The sequence below is a fragment of the Oerskovia sp. USHLN155 genome (genome assembly GCF_037145535.1).
GTDB classification, from domain to species: Bacteria; Actinomycetota; Actinomycetes; order Actinomycetales; family Cellulomonadaceae; genus Oerskovia; species Oerskovia rustica.
The window spans coordinates 24,215-42,341 of record NZ_JBBCXG010000005.1; the positions used below are offsets into that span (position 1 = coordinate 24,215).

An 18,127-nucleotide genomic window follows, 5' to 3' on the forward strand; every position below is an offset into this window, starting at 1 on the left:
CGACCGCCTGACCGTCGCTCGTCCCTCTCCCGAGCCGGCCCCCACGTTTCCCGCACCCGCAACCACGAACGGAGCACCACCCATGGCCACGACACAGTTCGGTCCGGTCGAGTTCGTCGCGATCGCCTTCCCCTCCGAGCGGGTCCCCGACGCGGTGAAGATCGCGATCGCGGACCTCCTCGGGTCCGACGTCGTCAGGCTCCTCGACCTCACGGTGATCCGTAAGGGGGACGGTGGAGAGATCGACGTGATCGAGGTCGAGGACCTCGGCGACGAGCTCGACATCACCGAGACCCAGCTCGGCAGCTCGGGCCTCGCCGGGCAGGAGGACATCGACGACGTCGCGTCGAACCTCGAACCGGGGACGTCCGCGCTCGTCCTGATCGTCGAGCACTCCTGGGCGCGGCAGTTCGTCGGCGCCGTGCACGACGCCGGGGCAGCGGTGATCGCGCAGGAACGCATCCCCGCCGACGTCGTCAACGAGATCGTCGAGCTCGCCGAGATCGAGGTCGGCTGAGGACCACCGCTGACGGGGCGAGCCCCTCACCGCACGAGGACGATCGCACTCGGACATCACCGCACGAGGAACGGAGCACACCATGCCACTACGACGCGTAGGACGCCCAGGTCTGCTGGGGACGATGGCCCGCACGGCCGTCATCGCCGGGACGGCGTCCGCCACGGCCGGAGCCGTGAACCGGCACCAGCAGGGCAAGGCCGAGCAGCAGGCGGAGCAGCAGCAGTACGAGGCGCAGCAACAGGCCCAGCAGCAGCAGCTCTACGCCCAGCAGGCCGCGGCGGCCCAGGCGGCCCAGGCTGCGCCCGCCGCACCTGCCGCCGCGGGCGGGAACGACCTCCTGGCGCAGATCGAACAGCTCGGCCAGCTCCACGCGAGCGGGGTCCTCAGCGACGCCGAGTTCGCCGCCGCCAAGGCCAAGCTGCTCGGCTGACGCCGCGCCCGCGGCACCCGCCGCCCCTGCCGCGCGGCTCACCCCGCACCACCTGATCCACTCGAGAGGACAACGATGGCTACCTTCACCGTCTGGTCGTTCGACACACCCGGAGGCGCCGAGACCGCGTCCGACGTCCTGAAGGACGCTGCGTCCGAAGGCCTGATCAAGATCGTCGACCGCGCGATCGTGACCTGGCCCGAGGGGGCGAAGAAGCCCACGACGCACCACACGCACGAGGACGAGTGGCGTGGGACCGGCTGGGGCGCGTTCTGGGGGCTGCTGTTCGGCGCTCTCTTCTTCGTGCCCGTGATCGGTGTCGCCGCCGGCGCAGCCCTGGGCGCGATCCACAAGTCCATGGAGGCCGTGGGACTGAACAAGGGCCAGCTCGACCGCATCAGGGCTCAGGTCACCGAGGGCACCTCGGCGCTGTTCGCCGTGACCGAGGACGGCAACCTGGACCGCGTGGGCGAGCGGTTCCACGGTCTGCACGGCGACCTCATCGCCACGAACCTCACCCAGGAGGAGCGCCGCGTGCTCCTCGAGACCTTCGACTGATCGCGACCAGCAGACCCGCAGACCCGCAGATCCGCAGTAGGCGAGGGTGGGGCCGGACTCCCGGCTCCACCCTCACCTGCGTCCTACGCGTCGAGGTGGAGCGGCAGCCCGAAGAGCGGGTACCAGGCCTCGACGTCGAGGAACGCGTTGATGCCGGTCACCTTGCCGTCCGCGGTGTCGATCACCTGGAGCGCCCAGGCGTCGTACCCGCCGGTGGGCGAGATCCGGTACTGGCCGAAGCCGAACGTCCCGTTGGCCCGTACCGGCACCATGCGCGAGCCCCGGCACTCCGCGCCCGGCCCGACCATCCACCGCTCGATCTGGACCGGGCCCCGCATCCACAACGCGTACGGCGGCATCGAGAGCGTGGCCTCGTCGTGGAGCAGCGCGACCAGCGCGGGCATGTCGTAGCGCTCGAACGCGTCGAGGTACTTCTCCAGGAGCTCGTTCTTGTCCTCGTCCACGGGCGCGGTCGGCAGGTTGGCGCCGTCCGCCCCGGGAGCCGACCCGTAGTGCGCCTGGGCCGACAAGGTGGCCCGCGCCCGCTGGAGCGCGCTGTTGACCGACGGCACCGACGTCTCCAGGAGCTCGGCGACCTCGCTGGCCTGCCAGCGCAGGACCTCGCGCAGGATGAGGACGGCGCGCTGCTTGGGCGGCAGGTACTGCAGGGCCGCGACGAACGCGAGGCGGATGGACTCGCGCCCGATCGCGACGTCGGCCGGGTCGCCGTCCCGTGGCAGCACGCGGTCGTCGGGCACGGGCTCGACCCACGTCTCCTCCGAGAGCTGCTCGCCGAGGTTCCTCTCCTCGGCCGTCTGCGCTGCCCCGAGACCCATGGGGCGCTCGCGGCGCTTGCGCTGGGCGATGTGGTCGAAGCAGACGTTCGTCGCGATGCGGTAGAGCCAGGAGCGCAGCGCGGAGCGCCCTTCGAAGCGGTCGTAGGAGCGCCAGGCGCGCACCATGGTGTCCTGGACCGCGTCGTCGGCCTCGAAGGAGGAGCCGAGCAGGCGGTAGCAGTAGCCCGTGAGCTGTGACCGGTACTGGTCGAGCAGCTCCCCGAGGTCCTCGTCCGCGACGGTCGCTGTGCGTTCGGTCATGGTGTCCTCTCGTGGGCGCGCGGCGATGTGCGCCACTTCACACCGTAGCGCGCGCCGCCCACACCGTCAGCGGGAGAGGGCCTCTTCCCGGGCGAGCTCGAACCACACGGTCTTGCCCGGACCGTCCGACGTCTTCTGCTCGACGAACCACCGGTCCGCGAACCGGTCGAGGAACTGGATGCCCCGCCCCCCGGTCTCGTGCGGCTCGGGGTCGTGGAGCGTCGGCTCGTCGGGGGAGGCGTCCCGGACACCGATCCGGACGGTCGCGGGCCACACCTCGACGACCGCCTCGAGTGGTCCCTGCGCGTGCTGGACCGCGTTGGTCAGGGTCTCGCTCGCGAGCAGCATGATGGTCCGCCGCTGGTCGCGGTTGATCCCGCAGCTCTCCAGGATGTCGTCGACCCAGCGTCGGGCCGGCGAGATCGCCGCGGTCGTGTGCTCGACGTCGCGGGTCATCCGGGTGGGGCACGCGGGCGTCGGGTGGGAGTCGACAGCGGCCCGGACACGGACCGCGAGGACGGCGATGTCGTCGCGCTGGTCGCTGCCGACCAGGCGCTGGACCAGGGCGTTCGGGAGCGCGAGCGTCGAGCCGTGCCGCAGCGTCGCGAGGGCCTGGGCGAGCCCGGACAGGCGCGCGCTCTGGGGGACCCCGCGTCGTTCGATGAGCCCGTCCGTGTAGAGCAGGAGGGTGTCCCCCGGGCCGAGGTGGGTCACGTGGTCGCTGCGCGCGGCGTTGGGGACGAACCCGAGCATCATGTCGGGCCGGGTGTCGAGGAGCTCGACCTTCCCGTCGGACCGCAGGATCAGGGGTGGCGGGTGGCCCGCGTTCGACCACGACAGGTCGTAGAAGTCGCCGCGCCGGTCGAGCCGGACGACGACCGCGGTCCCGCTCGCATGGAGCGAGAGACCGGTGTTCGCGCGGTCGAGGAGGCGGAGCAGTGCCGAGGGCGACTCGTCGTGGCTCCAGGCGAACGTGCGGAGCATCGACCGGAGCTGCCCCATCTCGGCCGCGGCCCGCATGTCGTGACCCGTCACGTCGCCGATCATGAGGACCGACGCGTCCTCGTCGTACACGACCGCGTCGTACCAGTCGCCGCCGACCTGGTCCGTGAGGGTCGCGGGCGAGTACGTCGAGGCCAGCTCGAGGTGCGGGATGTCGGGCAGGGCCGTGAGCATCGCGGCCTGCAGCGTCGTGGCCGCGTCGCGTCGCTCCTCGAGCAGCTTGACGCGTTCGAGGGCGTGCGCGACGAACCCCGCGAGGCCCGCGCGGGACAGGGACTCGTCGTCGGCGGTCTTGCCCTGCTCCCACCCGAGGAAGATGACGGCGAGCAGGTTCGTGCCGGAGAGCACGGGCAGCAGCGCGCGGGCGCCGACGCTCTCGTCGAGCGACTCGGAGATGTTCGGGAACGCCGAGAGGATCTCGGTCTCGTCCCGGAAGAACAGGGCCTCCTGGGTGCGGGCGACGAACGACAGGACACGGTCCGGGTCGTCGACCCGCGCGTACCGGTACGACGGCGAGAGCGCGGGCTCCAGGTGGTCCATGCTCGTGTACGTGAGGCTCTTGCGCGACGGGTCGACGACCGCGAGCCCGGCGTACCGCGCCCCGATCGCCGAGGACGCCACGTAGGCGAGGGTCTCGCCCACGTCCTGGACCGAGGTCGCGTCGGCGAAGGCCTCGCTGAGCATGAGCAGCAGGCGGTTGCGCCGGGTCGCCTGGATGGCGAGGTTCTGCATCCTCGTGGCCCGCTCGTGCGCGATGCGCAGCTGGAGCTCGGACGTGCACGCCGCCGTCAGGTCGGCGAGGGTCGCGAGGTCGGTGTCGGTCCAGTCGTGGGGCTCGTCGTCCATCGCGCACAGCGTCCCGACGACGCGGCCACGCTGGTCGAAGATCGGGAACCCGGCGTACGCGAGGACCCCGAACTCCGGGATGGACGGGTTGTCCCAGACCCGGGCGTCCTTGCGGGTGTCCGGTACGACGAGCGGCTCGCGGTCGTTCGTCACGTGCTGGCAGAACGAGTGGGTGAGCGGCATGCGACGGCTCAGCTGGATGTCCTCGGGCATGCCGTGGGCCCCGGGATAGACCTGCTCGTCGGACAGGACGAGGGACACCGCCGCGGTCGGGACGCCGAGCTGGCGCATGGCCAGGCGGGCGAAGCGGTCGAAGGACTCGTCGGCGGTCGGGGTCCCGAGACCTGCCTCGACCAGCTCGAAGATCGCCTGGGCCTCGGTCACCGCATCAGTATGGCCTGCGGGCTCGCGTCCGTCATCGGGAAGCGTGGGGTGAATCACTCCTCGTGAGTACGGAAGGCCCGCCGAGGGTGACGGCAAGGACCGCCGCGAGGGACGACGCGACGGCCTGCCGAGGGCGACCACCGCGTCACCGTCGGCACGCAGGTATGTCACCGTCCGCGGTCGGGGCGGTCGCCCTCGGCAGGTGGGGGCGTCACCGTCGGCGGGCGGCAGGTCCGACGACGGCGCGCCCTCCCCGGCAGGAGGGCGCGCCGTCTGCTGTGGGTGACGGTGGGCGGACGGGTCAGCAGGTGGCGGGCTGGTAGGCGATCTGCTGGGTGGAGGTCGCGCCGCCCTCGCGGGTAGCGGTGACGGTGACGGTGCCGGCGGCCAGGGTCTGGGCGCGGGCCGAGAACGTCTGGCTCGCCGACTTCCCGGGCGCGACGTCCCGGAAGGTCTTCGTGCCCAGCGGTGTCGTGACCGCGACGTCCAGCACGGTGCCGCCAGTGTTGACGGCCCGCACGACGAGGGTCGCGGTGCGCCCCGTGCACTGCGTGCGCACGGTCGACTCGACCCCCAGGTCGGCCTCGGTCACGAACTCGATCGTCGTCGTCGACACGGTCCCGTCCTCGGCGGTCACGTCGACCGAGGCGGTCCCCGGGACCGTACCCGGCTGCGTCACGGCGACCGTCGCATAGGGGTCGGTCGCCACCCCGGTCACGACGGGCGTCACGCCGGCCTCGGCCGGTACCTGGTAGGAGGTCGTCGCGGGGTCGAACCCGGCGACGGCCTCGCCGTCGACCGTCAGGCCCGACAGCGTCGCGTCGGCGGACGTGCCCGGGGCCTTGGCGAGCACCTGCACCTCGCTCACGACCATGTGGGTGTCGGGGCGCGCGGTCATGACGACCCGCACGGACGAGGTGCGCACGTCCACGGGGACGTCGACCACGGGGGCGCGGCTCGCGTCGTCGGTGACCGCGACCGATGCGCTCACGGCCTTCCAGGTGCCGTCGACCAGGGCCTGGACCCGCAGGCTCTGAGACCAGCTCGCGGTCGAGCCGTCACGGTAGAAGGTCGTGACGACGTGCGTGACGTCGCGGTCCGCGGGCAGCGTGACCGTGAGGGTGTCGGTGGTGTTCTTCCCCGAGGACTTCCAGTTGGACCACGCCTTGTCGGTCGTGATGCCGTTGACGATCCCGGTGGCCGAGTAGCCCGGCTCGGTGAAGGTCGCCGAGGCGGTCGTCCCCGGAGCGGACGTCGCCCCGTCGTCGACGGCCGCCGTGACCTGGACGCGGACCGTCGCGGGCAGGACCTCACCCAGCCCCGCGTCGGCGGTCCCGCCGAGCTCGACGACGCCGACCTCGGCGAACGCACCCGCAGGGGCGGTCTCCCAGGTCACGGGGCGCTCGACCTGCCGGCCGCCCGCGGTGGCCGCGGTGACCGTAGCGGGCAGGACGGGCGTTCCGCCCGCGTAGGCCTTGGCACGTGCAGGCAGCGTCGTGGTCAGGGTGTCGACGACGACCTCGGCCGTGGCGGCCACGGTCCCCCCGGGGGTCGAGACCGTCCCCTGGACCTCCACGGTGCCGGCTGTGGCCCAGGCCGACCCGGCCGGGAGGTCCCACGTCACGGGCAGCGTGCCGCGGGCACCGTCGCGGTAGACGGGCACCACGGTGGTCGGCAGGGTCGGGACGGTCCCTGGCACGGTGAACGCCTCGACAGGGGTAGTGCCGAGCACGGTCTCGTCGGTCAGGCGCCAGCGCTGGTTCTGGCCCGAGTTGGCGGTGTAGGTGGAGACCGGGGCGCCGTCGGTCGAGGACTGGCCGCCGACCTCGAGCACGCGCCCGCTCTCGGCGTTGACGAGCGTGTACGTCCGGTCACCGGTCGTGGACAGGATCCACTGTGCGGTCGTGGCGGGCTGCTCCGTCGGCTCGACCAGGACGGCCGTCCCGTCGGCGACCACGCCGAGCTGCTTTCCGTTCGCCGCGGACGCGACCGCGTAGCGGGTCGTGTGCGTCCCGGATCCCTCGGGGGCGCCGAGCGGCGTGAGGTCCCACACCTGGGTCGGGGCGGCCGCGTCGTCCGTGCGGATCACGACGCCCGGGCCGCTCGCCGCGGGGGCGAGGGACTTGCCGGACTGGACGCCCTGGAGGCGGTACACGTGCCCCTCCTGGACCAGGGCGGCATCGTCCGCGACCCCCGAGACGCCGTCGACCACGAAGGTCGTGACGGACTCGGCCGGGACCGTGAGCGTGGCGGCTCCCGACTCGACAGCGACCGGGGAACCCTCGACGAGAGCGCCTGCGGTGCTCGTGACGAACGGTGTCACGGTCGCGCCCGCCTCGATGCTGCCGAAGCCCGACAGGTCGAGCGTGACGGCGCGCTCCGACGTCGTGCTGTTGACGTGGACCACGGTCGCGGCGTCGCCCGAGGCCGTCACGGCGGCTGTGCTGTTCGTGTCGTCGACGCCGACCAGGCGGTCACCGGGCGCGATGAAGTGCGTGAAGTTCTGCGTCGTCAGGTATTTGGTGTTGGTGTAGATGGGGCACGACTCGAGCGTGTCGTCGGCGGTGCAGTCGAAGGGGATCTGGATCTCGCCCCAGTTCATGCCCTCGGCGCTCTCGCCGCCCGGTGCCATGTTGGTGTAGTCCTCGACGGGCTGCCAGAACACCCACGCCGAAGGCTCGAGCTCGCGCAGGTCGTCGGCGATGTGCTGCGCGCTGCCGAGTCCTGACTCCATGCTCTCGAAGTCCTGCCCGGTGCTGCTCCAGGACCCGCCGACCTCGCTCATCCACAGGCGCTTGCCCTCGCCCTTGGCGATGTCGCGCACCGCGGTGCGCTGGCCCGTGCCGTAGGTGTGGACGTTGAGCTGGTCGACCTTGGCCTTGACGTCAGCCGGGTACGTGTTCCAGTTGTTCGTGAACGTCCCGGGGTTCGTCTCGTCCATGGCGGCGATCCCGGCCGAGGTGTCGGCCCCCTCGAGCGCGGCGTCGAGCGCCCTGATGACCTTCTGCTGGAGCGCCGGACCCATGTGGGCGCCCTCCTGGCGCCCGCCCGTCGGCTTGCCCGAGGAGTCGAGCGTGGTCCGCCAGTAGTTGGTGTTGGGCTCGTTGAACGGGTCGATCGTGCCGACCTCGATCCCGTGCGCCTTCTCGAGCCGCTCCGTCACGCCGACCATGTACGCCGCGAAGTCGTCGATGCTCTCGGTCTTGAGCTGGTCGTCGGTCGCGTTGAAGCTGCCCGAGACGTAGCCGTTGGGCGTCATGAAGTAGGGCGGGGAGTTGCTGAACGTCTCCCACGTGTCGACGTCGTCCTTGATGCGGTCGACCCACCAGCGCTGGGTCGCGTCGGCGTCCTCGTTCCAGTCGGCCGGGTCCTCGGGGTCCCACCAGTCGACGTCGGTCCGGGTGGTGCCCTCGGGCGCGTTCCACCAGCCTTCGACCGCGCCGCCCGCGCGCAGGTAGTCCGTGACGTCGGGCGCGTGCCCGCCGCCCACGTTGTAGCGCGCGATGTTGAGGTTGAGGCCCTCGTCGCCGAACACCATGTCCGCGAGCCTGTCGCGCACCTCGTCGGGGTAGTCGCCCGTGGCGTTCGCGAACCAGACCAGGCTCGTCCCCCAGCCCTCGAACGCCTTGCCGGCGTAGCTCGGGTCGGGCCGCACGGTCACGTCGGGTCCACCGGCAGTGGCAGTGGCCGCGCTCGCGGCGAGCGCACCGCCCGACGGCGCGGCCTGAGCCACGGCGCTCAGCGCACCACAGCTCAGGGTCACGGCGGCGACGCTCAGTGCGGCGACCCATCTTCTCGATGCTCCTGCGTTCATCCTTGAACTGCCTCTCTCTCGCTACTCTGCGGATCTGGCGACGTGCACGCCACGGGCCGGCACGTGCCGCGCGGGCAGGTGCCGGTCCGTGGACGCGGGAGTGACGGTGGTGCTGGTTCTGTGGTGCGGGGTGCGGTTCTCGTCGGGTGGGCGGTCCCGGACCGGACGGGGTACCTGTCGTCAGCCCTTCGGCCGGCGCAGGACCGCGACGCCGCGGGGCGGCAGGACGACCGTCGCGTCCGGTGCTCCGCCCGAGCGTCGGCCGACGAGAACGTCCCCCGTGACGCCGTCGACGTCCACCTGCTCGGCCGTGCGGTTGATGAGGAACCAGAACTCGTGCTCGTCGGTCCCGCGGACCGCGAGCTCGACCTTGCCGCGGACCGTGGCGGGCAGGTCGCCCGGGACGTGCGCGTCGTCGAGGAGCGAGCGCACGAGCGGTTCGAGGCCCGTGCCGAGGCGCGTCGAGACGTAGGTCGCCGAGCCCGACCCGACGGGCCGGCGCGTGATGGCGGGGTGCCCACCGTGCTCGCCGGTCTTGTACCAGGCGAGGACCTCGACCGACGGGTCGGTGACCGTGATCGGCTCCGACCACAGCGAACCCTCGTTGCCGTCGTCGAGCAGGACCGTCTCGCCCTCGAGCAGCGGCGCGAACTCCTCGACCCGGATGCCCAGGAGGTCCGTGAACGCGCCGGGGTAGCCGCCCAGGTGGATGTGGTCGTGCTCGTCGACGATCCCCGAGAAGTACGTCGTGACCAGGTGACCGCCACCCTCGACGAACGCCTGGAGCCGCTCGGCGAGCGCGCCGGGGACGACGTGCAGCACGGGGGCGACGACGACGTCGTACCCGGAGAGGTCCGCACGGGCCGGGACGACGTCGGCGCGCACTCCCGCGGCGAGGAACGCCGAGTACCAGTCGAGGGCCTCCTGGCGGTACCGCAGGGAGTTGTTGGGGTGCGAGTCGAGCTCGCTCGTCCACCAGGACTCCCAGTCGAACAGGATCGCGGCACGCGCGGGGACCTGCTCCGAGCCCGCGATCTCCGCGAGCGCGCCCAGCGTCGCCCCGAGCTCGCGCACCGTGCGGTGCACCTGGCTGTCCTCACCGGCGTGCGGGACCATGCCCGAGTGGTACTTCTCGGCGCCCGCGCGGGACTGGCGCCACTGGAAGAAGCAGACCGCGTCGGCGCCGTGCGCGACGTGGGTCAGGGAGTCCCGGACCAGCTCGCCCGGCTTCTTGGCGACGTTGATCGGCTGCCAGTTCACGGCGCTCGTCGAGTGCTCCATGAGGAACCAGGGCAGACCGCCCGCGATGTGGCCCGTCAGGTTCGCGGAGAACGACAGCTCGTCGTGCGCCTGGACACCCGGCAGGACGTAGTGGTCGTTGGACACGAAGTCGATCTCGTCGGCCCAGCCGACGTAGTCCATGCCCTTGGTCTCGCCCATGACCATGAAGTTCGTGGTCACGGGGACGTCCGGGGTCAGGTCGCGCAGGACGTCGCGCTCGGCGCGCAGGTACGACCTGAGCGCGTCGGACGAGAAGCGCTTGAAGTCGAGCTGCTGCGTGGGGTTGGGGTGCGAGGCCGCGAGGCGCGGCGGCAGGACCTGGTCCCACGCGCTGTATCGCTGCGACCAGAACGCCGTGCCCCACGCGTGGTTCAGCTCGTCGAGCGTGCTGTAGCGGTCGCGCAGCCACCGGCGGAAGGCGTCGGCCGCGTCGTCGCTGTAGTCGTAGACGTTGTGGCAGCCCAGCTCGTTCGACACGTGCCACGCGGCCAGTGCCGGGTGGTCGCCGTAGCGCTCGGCCATGGTGCGCACGAGCCGCAGCGCGTGCTCGCGGAACACGGGGGAGGTGGGGCGCCAGTGCTGGCGTGCGCCCGGCCACAGGGTCTCGCCCGTCGCGGTCACGGGCAGGATCTCGGGGTGGGCGGTCGTGAGCCACGGGGGAGGGGAGGCGGTCGCGGTCGCGAGGTCCACCGCGATGCCGTTCGCGTGCAGCAGGTCCATGATCTCGTCGAGCCAGGCGAAGTCCCAGGAGTCGGCCGTCGGCTGGAGCCGGGCCCACGAGAAGATCGCGACCGAGACGATGTTGACCCCTGCGGCCCGCATGAGCCGCACGTCCTCGGCCCACACCTCGCGGGGCCACTGCTCCGGGTTGTAGTCCGCTCCGAAGCCGAGGCGCGGCGTCGCGCGGTCCTCGGGCCACCGCAACCAACGGTGCGGCGTGGGGGTCGATGACATGGTGACTTCCTTCGTTCTGGTGCGTGGGGGCGGGCAGCGCCGCCCCGGGGGCGGGTGCCGGCCGGATGGTCGGCCGGCACCCGTGCGGGACTACTTGTTGACCGAGAAGCCCTGCTCGTTGCCGTACTTGACCGACGCGTCCTGCCAGGCCGCGAGGCCGCCCGCGATGGTCTCGTCCGAGACGTACGCCTTGCCGACCGTGTCGTTGAAGATGCTGTTCGCGTAGACCTGGAACGGCAGGTACGACCAGCCCTCGCGCACGTTCTCCGCGGACTCCGCGAAGACCTCGTTGACCTTCTGGCCGCCGAAGTACGGGAACTCGGTGCCGAGGAACTCGTCCGAGGCCAGCTCGGCCGACGTCGCGGGGAACGCGCCGCCGTCGACGCGCGTCTGCACGCCCTCACCGACGTTCGCGTAGTCGAGGAACGCGTAGGCGAGAGCCTGCTGCTTGCTCGCGGCCGGGACGGCGAGCGAGCTGCCACCGTTCTCGGAGCTCGCGTCCTCGCCGGCCTTCCACTGCGGCAGGGGGGCGACCGCCCACTTGCCCGCGCCGTCGGGCACGCCCGACTCGAGGTTGGCGGGCATCCAGGCGCCGATCGCGAGGGTCGCGATGGTCCCGTTGCCGAGGCCCTGGTACCACTCGTCGCTCCACGAGCTGATGGGCGCGACGAGGTCCTCGGAGACCAGCTGGTCCCACGTGGTGGCGAACGCCGTCGAGCCCTCGTCCGTGAAGTCGATCGTGACGTCCGAGCCGTCGACCTGGTACGGCTGGCCGCCGGCCTGCCAGATCAGGCTGGTCGTGAAGCCGGCGTCACCCGTGTCGTTGGCGATGTAGAGGTTCGGGTCCGCGGCGTGCAGGGTGCGGGCTGCAGCGAGGTACTCGTCCCACGTCGTGGGGACCGCGACGCCGTGCTTGTCGAAGATCTCCTTGTTGTAGAACAGGGCCATGGGGCCCGAGTCCATGGGGAGGCCGTAGATCCCGTCGCCGGAGTGCACGGCGGACCACGGGCCGGGCGTGAACGTCCCGTCGAGGTCGGAGGCGCCGTACGCGCTCAGGTCGGCCACGGCCTCCGACAGGGCGAACTGCGGCAGGGCGTAGTACTCGATCTGGGCGACGTCGGGCACGCCCGAGCCGGCCGAGACGGCGTTCTGGAGGGCGGTGTACTGGTCGTTGCCCGTCCCCGCGTTGACGAGCTCGACGTCGACGTTGGGGTACTTGTCCTCGAAGCCGTCGACGACCGCCTCGAGCGTGGGCTCCCAGGCCCACACCGTGATCTTGCCGCCCTCCTCGAGGGCTGCCTTGACCGCGTCGGGCGAGGCGTCGGTCGAGCCGCCGCCCGAGTCGCCCGAGCTGCAGGCGGTGAGGGCGAGCGCCAGGGTCGCGGTGAGGGCGGTGGCGCGCAGCGCCGCGCGCCCGGAGGGGGTCTTCATGAGGTGTTCCTTTCACGTCGTCGTGAGACGAAGGGGCCGTCCCGGGGACCCGGGTCCGGGTGGTGCGGGGTGTTCGTGCCGGGCTCGTCAGGCCTTGACGCTGCCGGCGGCCAGGCCGGTCTGCCAGAAGCGCTGGAGGAAGAGGAAGGCCACGATGAGCGGCAGGATCGTCAGGAGCGCGCCAGTGATGACCAGGTGGAAGATCGCCTCACCACCTGCGGTGGCGGCCTGCGCGTTCCAGGCGTTCAGGCCGAGCGTCAGGGGGTACCAGCTCGGGTCCTTGAGCATGATCAGGGGCAGGAAGTAGTTGTTCCAGGTCGCGACCATGGTGAAGAGCAGCACGGTGACGATGCCGGGGCCGAGCAGGGGCAGGGAGACGCTGAAGAACGTCCGGTACTCCCCGGCTCCGTCCATGCGGGCGGCCTCGAGCATCTCGGTGGGGATCGCGTCGGCCGCGAAGGTCCACATCAGGTAGAGCCCGAAGGGCGAGATGAGCGAGGGGATGATGACCGACCACGGGGTGTTGGTCAGCCCCATCTGGCTGAACAGCAGGAACGTCGGGACCGCGAGGGCGGTGCCCGGGACGGCCACGGCGCCGATCACGACGGCGAAGATCGCGCGCTTGCCGGGGAAGTCGAACTTGGCGAGCGCGTAGCCGCCGAGCACGGCGAGGAAGGTCGCCCCGCCCGCGCCGAGCACCACGTACAGCAGGGTGTTCCCGAGCCAGCGGACGAAGATGCCGTCGTCGTAGGTGAGGGTGTCGGCGATGTTGCTGAACAGGCTGAAGTCGCCGCTGAACCAGAGGCCGAACGAGCTCAGGAGGCTCGACTGGGTCTTGGTCGCGTTGATGACGAGCCAGACGAGCGGGACGAGGCTGTAGACCAGCACGATCCCGACGAGGACGGTCAGCAGGACGTTGCGGCGCGGCTTCTCGACGCTGCCGCGCCGGTCGGGCCGGAGCGCGGAGGGCGAGCGACGGCTCGCGGGGCGAAGGGTCACGGGGGAGGCGGACATCGTTCAGCTCTCCTTCTTCATGCCACGCAGCTGGACGACGTACGCCACGATCATGGTGAGGACGCCCATGATGATCGCGACGGTCGCGGAGTAGTTGAACTGCTGCCCGGAGAACGACAGGTTGTAGGCGTAGAGGTTCGGGGTGAAGTAGGTCGTGATCGCGTTGGGCGCGAGGCTCTTGAGGATGCTCGGCTCGTTGAAGAGCTGGAAGCTGCCGATGATCGAGAAGATCGTCGCGACGACGAGCGAGCCGCGGATCGCGGGGATCTTGATCGCGGTGATGACGCGGAGCTGGCTCGCGCCGTCGAGCTCGGCGGCCTCGTACAGGTCGCGAGGGATGACGCGCAGCGCGGCGTAGAAGATGAGCATGTTGTAGCCCACGAACTCCCACGTGACGATGTTGCCGATCGACGCGAGGACGAGGTCGGGCGACAGCGGGTTGGGCAGGTCGATGCCGAACGCGTCGTTGATGTTGCCGACCAGCCCGAACCGCGTGCCGTACATGAACCCCCACATGAGCGTCGCGACGACGGCGGGCACGGCGTAGGGCAGGAAGATCGAGATACGGAAGAAGTTGCTCCCGTAGAGCCGTCCGGAGTCGACCGCGAGGGCCACGATCAGTGCGATGACGAGCATGATCGGGACCTGGACGACGAGGAACAGGGCGACGCGTCCCACGGCCGACCAGAACTGCGGGTCGGAGAACGCCTGCTGGTAGTTCTCGAGCCCGACGAACGAGTTCCCGCCGATCATCTGCTTGCGGAACAGGCTCAGGTAGATCGAGTAGGCGATCGGCGCGAGGAACACCAGCGCGAAGACGAGCATGAAGGGGCCGATGAAGCCCCAGCCCTTCCACGACCGCCCGGTGCGGCGGGGGCGGGGTGGTCGGGCGCCGGCGGGCGCACCGGTGGGTGTGGCCGTCGGTGGTGACATCACTGTCATGACGAGTCCTTGCTGGTCTCGGCGGGTCGAACGTTGTTGTTCGACGTCCTGGTGCGGATCAACTCTGTTCCGAGGAGGTTTACGCAAACATCCGAACGAACCTCGATGGATGTTTGCGTAAACATCGACTAGCCTGATCGTCACACCCGTTCGGCGGGCGCGTCAAGTCCGCAGGCGGAGAAGCTTCGGGCGAGCGTCGGGCCGGAGGGTGCGGATCTCTGGAGGAAGCAGCCCGATGACGACGAACACCCCGAAGCGGGTACGCCGCGCCTCGATGGCCGACGTCGCGAAGCTCGCGGGAGTCTCCGCGCAGACCGTCTCGCGCGTCTCGAACGGTCACGCGGGCGTCGTGGAGGAGACACGTCAGCAGGTCCTCGACGCCATGAAGCAGCTCGGCTACCGGCCCAACGGCGCCGCCCGCGCCCTCAAGTGGGGCGAGTTCCGGACCATCGGCGTCATCATGTTCACCCTCTCGACGACCGGCAACATGCGCACGCTCGACGCGATCTCGGTCGCGGCTGCCGAGGAGGGGTACGCGATCACCCTCATCCCGGTCGCGGTCCCCACCCCCGGCGGTGTCGAGGGGGCGTTCTCGCGGCTCGGGGAGCTGGCGGTCGACGCCGTCATCATCGTCATGGAGGTGCACCTCCTGGGCCGCTCGCACATCGCCCTCCCGCCGGGCATCCCGGTCGTGGTCGTCGACTCCGACGCGGGCTCCGAGTACGTCGTGGTCGACACCGACCAGGCGGCCGGGGCGCGCAGCGCCGTCGACCACCTCCTGGGCCTGGGGCACCGCACCGTGTGGCACGTCGCCGGCCCCGAGGACTCGTTCGCGTCGCAGCGACGCGTGGACGCCTGGCAGGGGGCGCTCGCGGACGCCGGACGGGACACGCCCCCGCTCATCCGGGGCGACTGGAGCGCCGAGTCCGGCTACCGGGCCGGGCTCCTGCTCGCGGACGAGCCGGGGTGCACGGCCGTCTTCGCCGCGAACGACCAGATGGCGCTCGGCATCCTGCGGGCGCTGCGCGAGAGGGGCCGCGACGTGCCGGGGGACGTGAGTGTCGTCGGGTTCGACGACGTGCCCGACGCGGGCTCCTACAGCCCGCCCCTGACCACGGTCCACCAGGACTTCACGCAGGTCGGGCGCCGGTGCGTCGACGGGGTCCTGCGGCAGGTCCGCTCCGACGACGGCGCCCCCGAGCCCGGCACGACGCTCGTCCCCACGACCTTGACGGTCCGCAGCAGCACCGCCCCGCCGCGCGTGTGAGGATCGCGCATCAGGGGCGCTTCCCCCGGAACCCGCCCGTTTCGCCGCGCGCATCGTGACGCCCGTCACTAACCTGACCTCAGCGCCTCGCGCTCGCGAGCGCCGGAGATCGTCGAACGGGGCTTCACCATGGAATTCTGGGACTTCTTCTGGCTTCTGATCTGGTGGTTCGTCTTCATCGCGTACCTGATGGTGCTCTTCCAGATCCTGACCGACCTGTTCCGCGACCACACGCTCAGCGGTTGGTGGAAGGCGCTGTGGATCGTGGGTCTGGTCTTCATCCCGTTCCTCACGGCGCTGATCTACATCATCGCCCGCGGCAGGGGCATGACGGAGCGGCACCTCGCGGCGGCCAGCGCGGCCAAGGCGCAGGCCGACTCCTACATCCGGGAGGTCGCGACGGGCGGGCAGTCCGCGACCGACCAGATCGCCTCGGCCAAGGCTCTCCTCGACGCGGGCACCATCACGCCCGACGAGTTCGCGTCGCTCAAGGCCAAGGCGCTCGCCTGAGCCTGGTCCTTCTCCACGGCCCGACGGCGGAGCTCGCCGCTCCCGTCGGCTCACCCCGTGAGCCGGCGGGCGGCGCGCACGGATCGGTCGTCAGCAGGGGCCCGGGCACACACCTGGGCCCCTGCTGAGGTCGAGCGGGCTCGGCCCTCGCGGCTCGGGCGTCGCGTACCCTCGGACGCGTGGACGAGGCACGCCCGAGGGGCCTGATCGACGCCCCGGCGGACCCGCCGACCGTGGTGCGCGACGCCGTCGGGCTGGACGCCGCCCGGCGCGGATTCTCGGTCGATCCCGGCCAGGAGCCCGCGGCCCTGGCCCTCGACGTCCTGGCGGGACGGCTCGCCGGCCCGGCGCCCGACCTGAGCGGCCTGTACCTCTGGGGCCCCGTGGGGCGCGGCAAGACCTGGCTCATGGACGTGTTCCTCGCTGCGGTCGCCCCGCTCGTGGGCCCCACCAACACGACGGTTCGTGTCCACTTCCACGACTTCCTGCGCCGCCTGCACGGCGAGCGTTTCCACCGCGGGTCGATCGACGCGGCGCTCGACGCGATCCTCGGCGAGGCCCGGCTCGTGTGCTTCGACGAGTTCCACGTGCACGACGCGGGCGACGCGATGCTCGTGGCCCGTGCCGTCCGGGCCCTCGACGAGCGTGGGGTGCACGTGGTCCTGACGTCGAACTACCCGCCGTCGGGCCTCATGCCGAGCCCGGCCTACCACCACCTGTTCGTCCCGACGATCGACCTGCTGACCGCGCGCCTCGACCTCGTCGAGATCGGCGGCGACCGCGACCACCGGCGCTCGCCCAGCGAGGACGTGTGCGGGTTCCGTGGCGGTGCGTTCGTGTGGCCCGCGACGGACGCGCGGCTCGCGGCCGCCGGCCTCGCACGCCCCGAGCCCGCCGAGGCGACGACCGTGCGCATCGGGTCGCGCGAGCACCCGGTCCTCGCCGTCCGGGACGCCGTGGTGTGGCTCGGGTTCGAGCACTGGTGCGCGGGGCGCACCGCGGTCGCGGACGTCCTGCACCTCGCCGACCGCTTCGGGTCCGTGGTGCTCGACGGCGTCCCGGCCCTGGGCGCGCGGGCCCCCGACACGGGGCAGCGGTTCGCGAACCTCGTCGACGTCCTGTGCGACCGCGACGTGCCGCTGCACGTCCTGGCCCACCAGGACCCTGACGAGACGCTGCGCCGGCACGGCGAGGAGGGCGTCGCGCTCGACGTCGAGCGCACGGCGAGCCGCCTCGCGCTGCTGCGACGGCTGGGGCCGGTGCCGGTCGTGCGCTGAGGCAGCGCCGCCCGGCGCGGGGGCCCCGCGGTGCCCCCGCGCCCGGCGCGCGCGGGTGGTCTGCGCGATGATCGGGAGGGCGGCGCCGCCCCCCGGCGCCCGTGACGCGAAGGAGCCCCCATGGCCGAGGTACTGCTCTTCCACCACTCGCTCGGGCTGACGCCCGGGGTCCGCGCGTTCGCGGAGACCTTGCGCGAGGCCGGGCACGTCGTGCACCTGCCGGACCTGTACGAGGGCAGGACGTTCCCCGACATCGAGAGCGGCATGGGGTACGTCGAGCAGATCGGGTTCGACACGATCCTGTCCCGCGGCGCCACGGTCGCGGACGGGCTGCCCGAGGAGCTGGTCTTCGCGGGGTTCTCGCTCGGGGTGGTGCCCGCGCAGATGCTCGCGCAGACCCGCGAGGGTGCGCGGGGCGCGCTGCTCTTCTACTCGTGCATCCCGACGTCGGAGTTCGGCGACGGCTGGCCGCTCGGGGTCCCCGTGCAGATCCACGGCATGGACGCGGACCCGATCTTCGTCGACGAGGGCGACCTCGACGCCGCCCGGGCCCTGGTCGAGGCCGCCCCCGGTGAGGCCGAGCTGTTCCTCTACCCCGGGGACGCGCACCTGTTCGCCGACGCGAGCCTGCCCTCGTACGACGAGCACGCGGCGCGCCTGCTCACCGAGCGGGTCATCCGGTTCCTGGACGGGATCGGGGGCTGAGGGCGGGCCTCTCCGGGACCGAGCACGCCCTGGTCTCGTTGCGCGGCTCGCAGATCGACCGGCTCGCCCGCCGTGGGACGAAGGGTGCTCGGGGG

14 protein-coding genes are annotated in these 18,127 nt (G+C 71.6%); 7 read left to right on the top strand and 7 right to left on the bottom strand.

The genetic code is table 11. From position 1 onward, the window contains the following. Positions 1-82: 82 nt before the first annotated feature. The 3 genes from WFH32_RS08065 (at position 83) to WFH32_RS08075 (ending at position 1,508) form a co-directional block, all read left to right on the top strand. Positions 83-517 carry a DUF6325 family protein gene (locus WFH32_RS08065; protein WP_191796125.1) on the top strand — a complete coding sequence of 145 codons (435 nt, stop codon included), beginning with the start codon at positions 83-85 and terminating at the stop codon, positions 515-517. Positions 518-599: 82 nt separating this feature from the next. Next, positions 600-950, top strand: a complete 351-nt coding sequence (locus WFH32_RS08070; RefSeq protein WP_191796124.1) for an SHOCT domain-containing protein — start codon at positions 600-602, stop codon at positions 948-950. Positions 951-1,025: 75 nt separating this feature from the next. Beyond that, a complete protein-coding gene (locus WFH32_RS08075; RefSeq protein WP_336706856.1) occupies positions 1,026-1,508 on the top strand; it encodes a DUF1269 domain-containing protein in 483 nt (160 codons plus the stop codon). 83 nt (positions 1,509-1,591) lie between these two features. Here WFH32_RS08075 and WFH32_RS08080 read toward each other — a convergent pair whose 3' ends face one another. The 7 genes from WFH32_RS08080 to WFH32_RS08110 all read right to left on the bottom strand — a co-directional run bounded on the left by WFH32_RS08080 (position 1,592) and on the right by WFH32_RS08110 (position 14,273). After that, positions 1,592-2,605: a sigma-70 family RNA polymerase sigma factor gene (locus WFH32_RS08080; protein WP_336706857.1), complete on the bottom strand. Its 1,014-nt coding sequence runs from the start codon at positions 2,603-2,605 to the stop codon at positions 1,592-1,594. Positions 2,606-2,671: 66 nt separating this feature from the next. Continuing rightward, entirely contained in the window at positions 2,672-4,837 is a 2,166-nt protein-coding gene (locus WFH32_RS08085; RefSeq protein WP_191796121.1) for a SpoIIE family protein phosphatase, read from the bottom strand. 301 nt (positions 4,838-5,138) lie between these two features. Beyond that, a complete protein-coding gene (locus WFH32_RS08090) occupies positions 5,139-8,651 on the bottom strand; it encodes an Ig-like domain-containing protein (RefSeq protein ID WP_336706859.1) in 3,513 nt (1,170 codons plus the stop codon). Positions 8,652-8,831: 180 nt separating this feature from the next. After that, on the bottom strand, positions 8,832-10,886 hold the full coding sequence (locus WFH32_RS08095; protein WP_191796119.1) for a beta-galactosidase: 2,055 nt from the start codon (positions 10,884-10,886) through the stop codon (positions 8,832-8,834). A gap of 90 nt (positions 10,887-10,976) precedes the next feature. Continuing rightward, on the bottom strand, positions 10,977-12,317 hold the full coding sequence (locus WFH32_RS08100; RefSeq protein WP_191796118.1) for an ABC transporter substrate-binding protein: 1,341 nt from the start codon (positions 12,315-12,317) through the stop codon (positions 10,977-10,979). 87 nt (positions 12,318-12,404) lie between these two features. Next, on the bottom strand, positions 12,405-13,331 hold the full coding sequence (locus WFH32_RS08105; RefSeq protein WP_191796117.1) for a carbohydrate ABC transporter permease: 927 nt from the start codon (positions 13,329-13,331) through the stop codon (positions 12,405-12,407). Positions 13,332-13,334: 3 nt separating this feature from the next. Continuing rightward, complete coding sequence (locus WFH32_RS08110) at positions 13,335-14,273, bottom strand: carbohydrate ABC transporter permease (protein WP_191796116.1); 939 nt, start codon at positions 14,271-14,273, stop codon at positions 13,335-13,337. Between the two features lie 235 nt (positions 14,274-14,508). Here WFH32_RS08110 and WFH32_RS08115 point away from each other — a divergent pair, with 235 nt between their 5' ends. From WFH32_RS08115 to WFH32_RS08130, 4 genes are all read left to right on the top strand, one after another. Further along, the gene (locus tag WFH32_RS08115; protein ID WP_225228027.1) at positions 14,509-15,540 is read left to right on the top strand and encodes a LacI family DNA-binding transcriptional regulator; all 1,032 of its coding nucleotides are present in this window, start codon (positions 14,509-14,511) and stop codon (positions 15,538-15,540) included. 129 nt (positions 15,541-15,669) lie between these two features. Further along, on the top strand, positions 15,670-16,050 hold the full coding sequence (locus WFH32_RS08120) for an SHOCT domain-containing protein (protein ID WP_138822082.1): 381 nt from the start codon (positions 15,670-15,672) through the stop codon (positions 16,048-16,050). 179 nt (positions 16,051-16,229) lie between these two features. After that, the gene (gene zapE / locus WFH32_RS08125; protein WP_336706865.1) at positions 16,230-17,327 is read left to right on the top strand and encodes a cell division protein ZapE; all 1,098 of its coding nucleotides are present in this window, start codon (positions 16,230-16,232) and stop codon (positions 17,325-17,327) included. 120 nt (positions 17,328-17,447) lie between these two features. Further along, entirely contained in the window at positions 17,448-18,032 is a 585-nt protein-coding gene (locus tag WFH32_RS08130; protein WP_191796115.1) for a dienelactone hydrolase family protein, read from the top strand. Positions 18,033-18,127 lie beyond the last annotated feature (95 nt).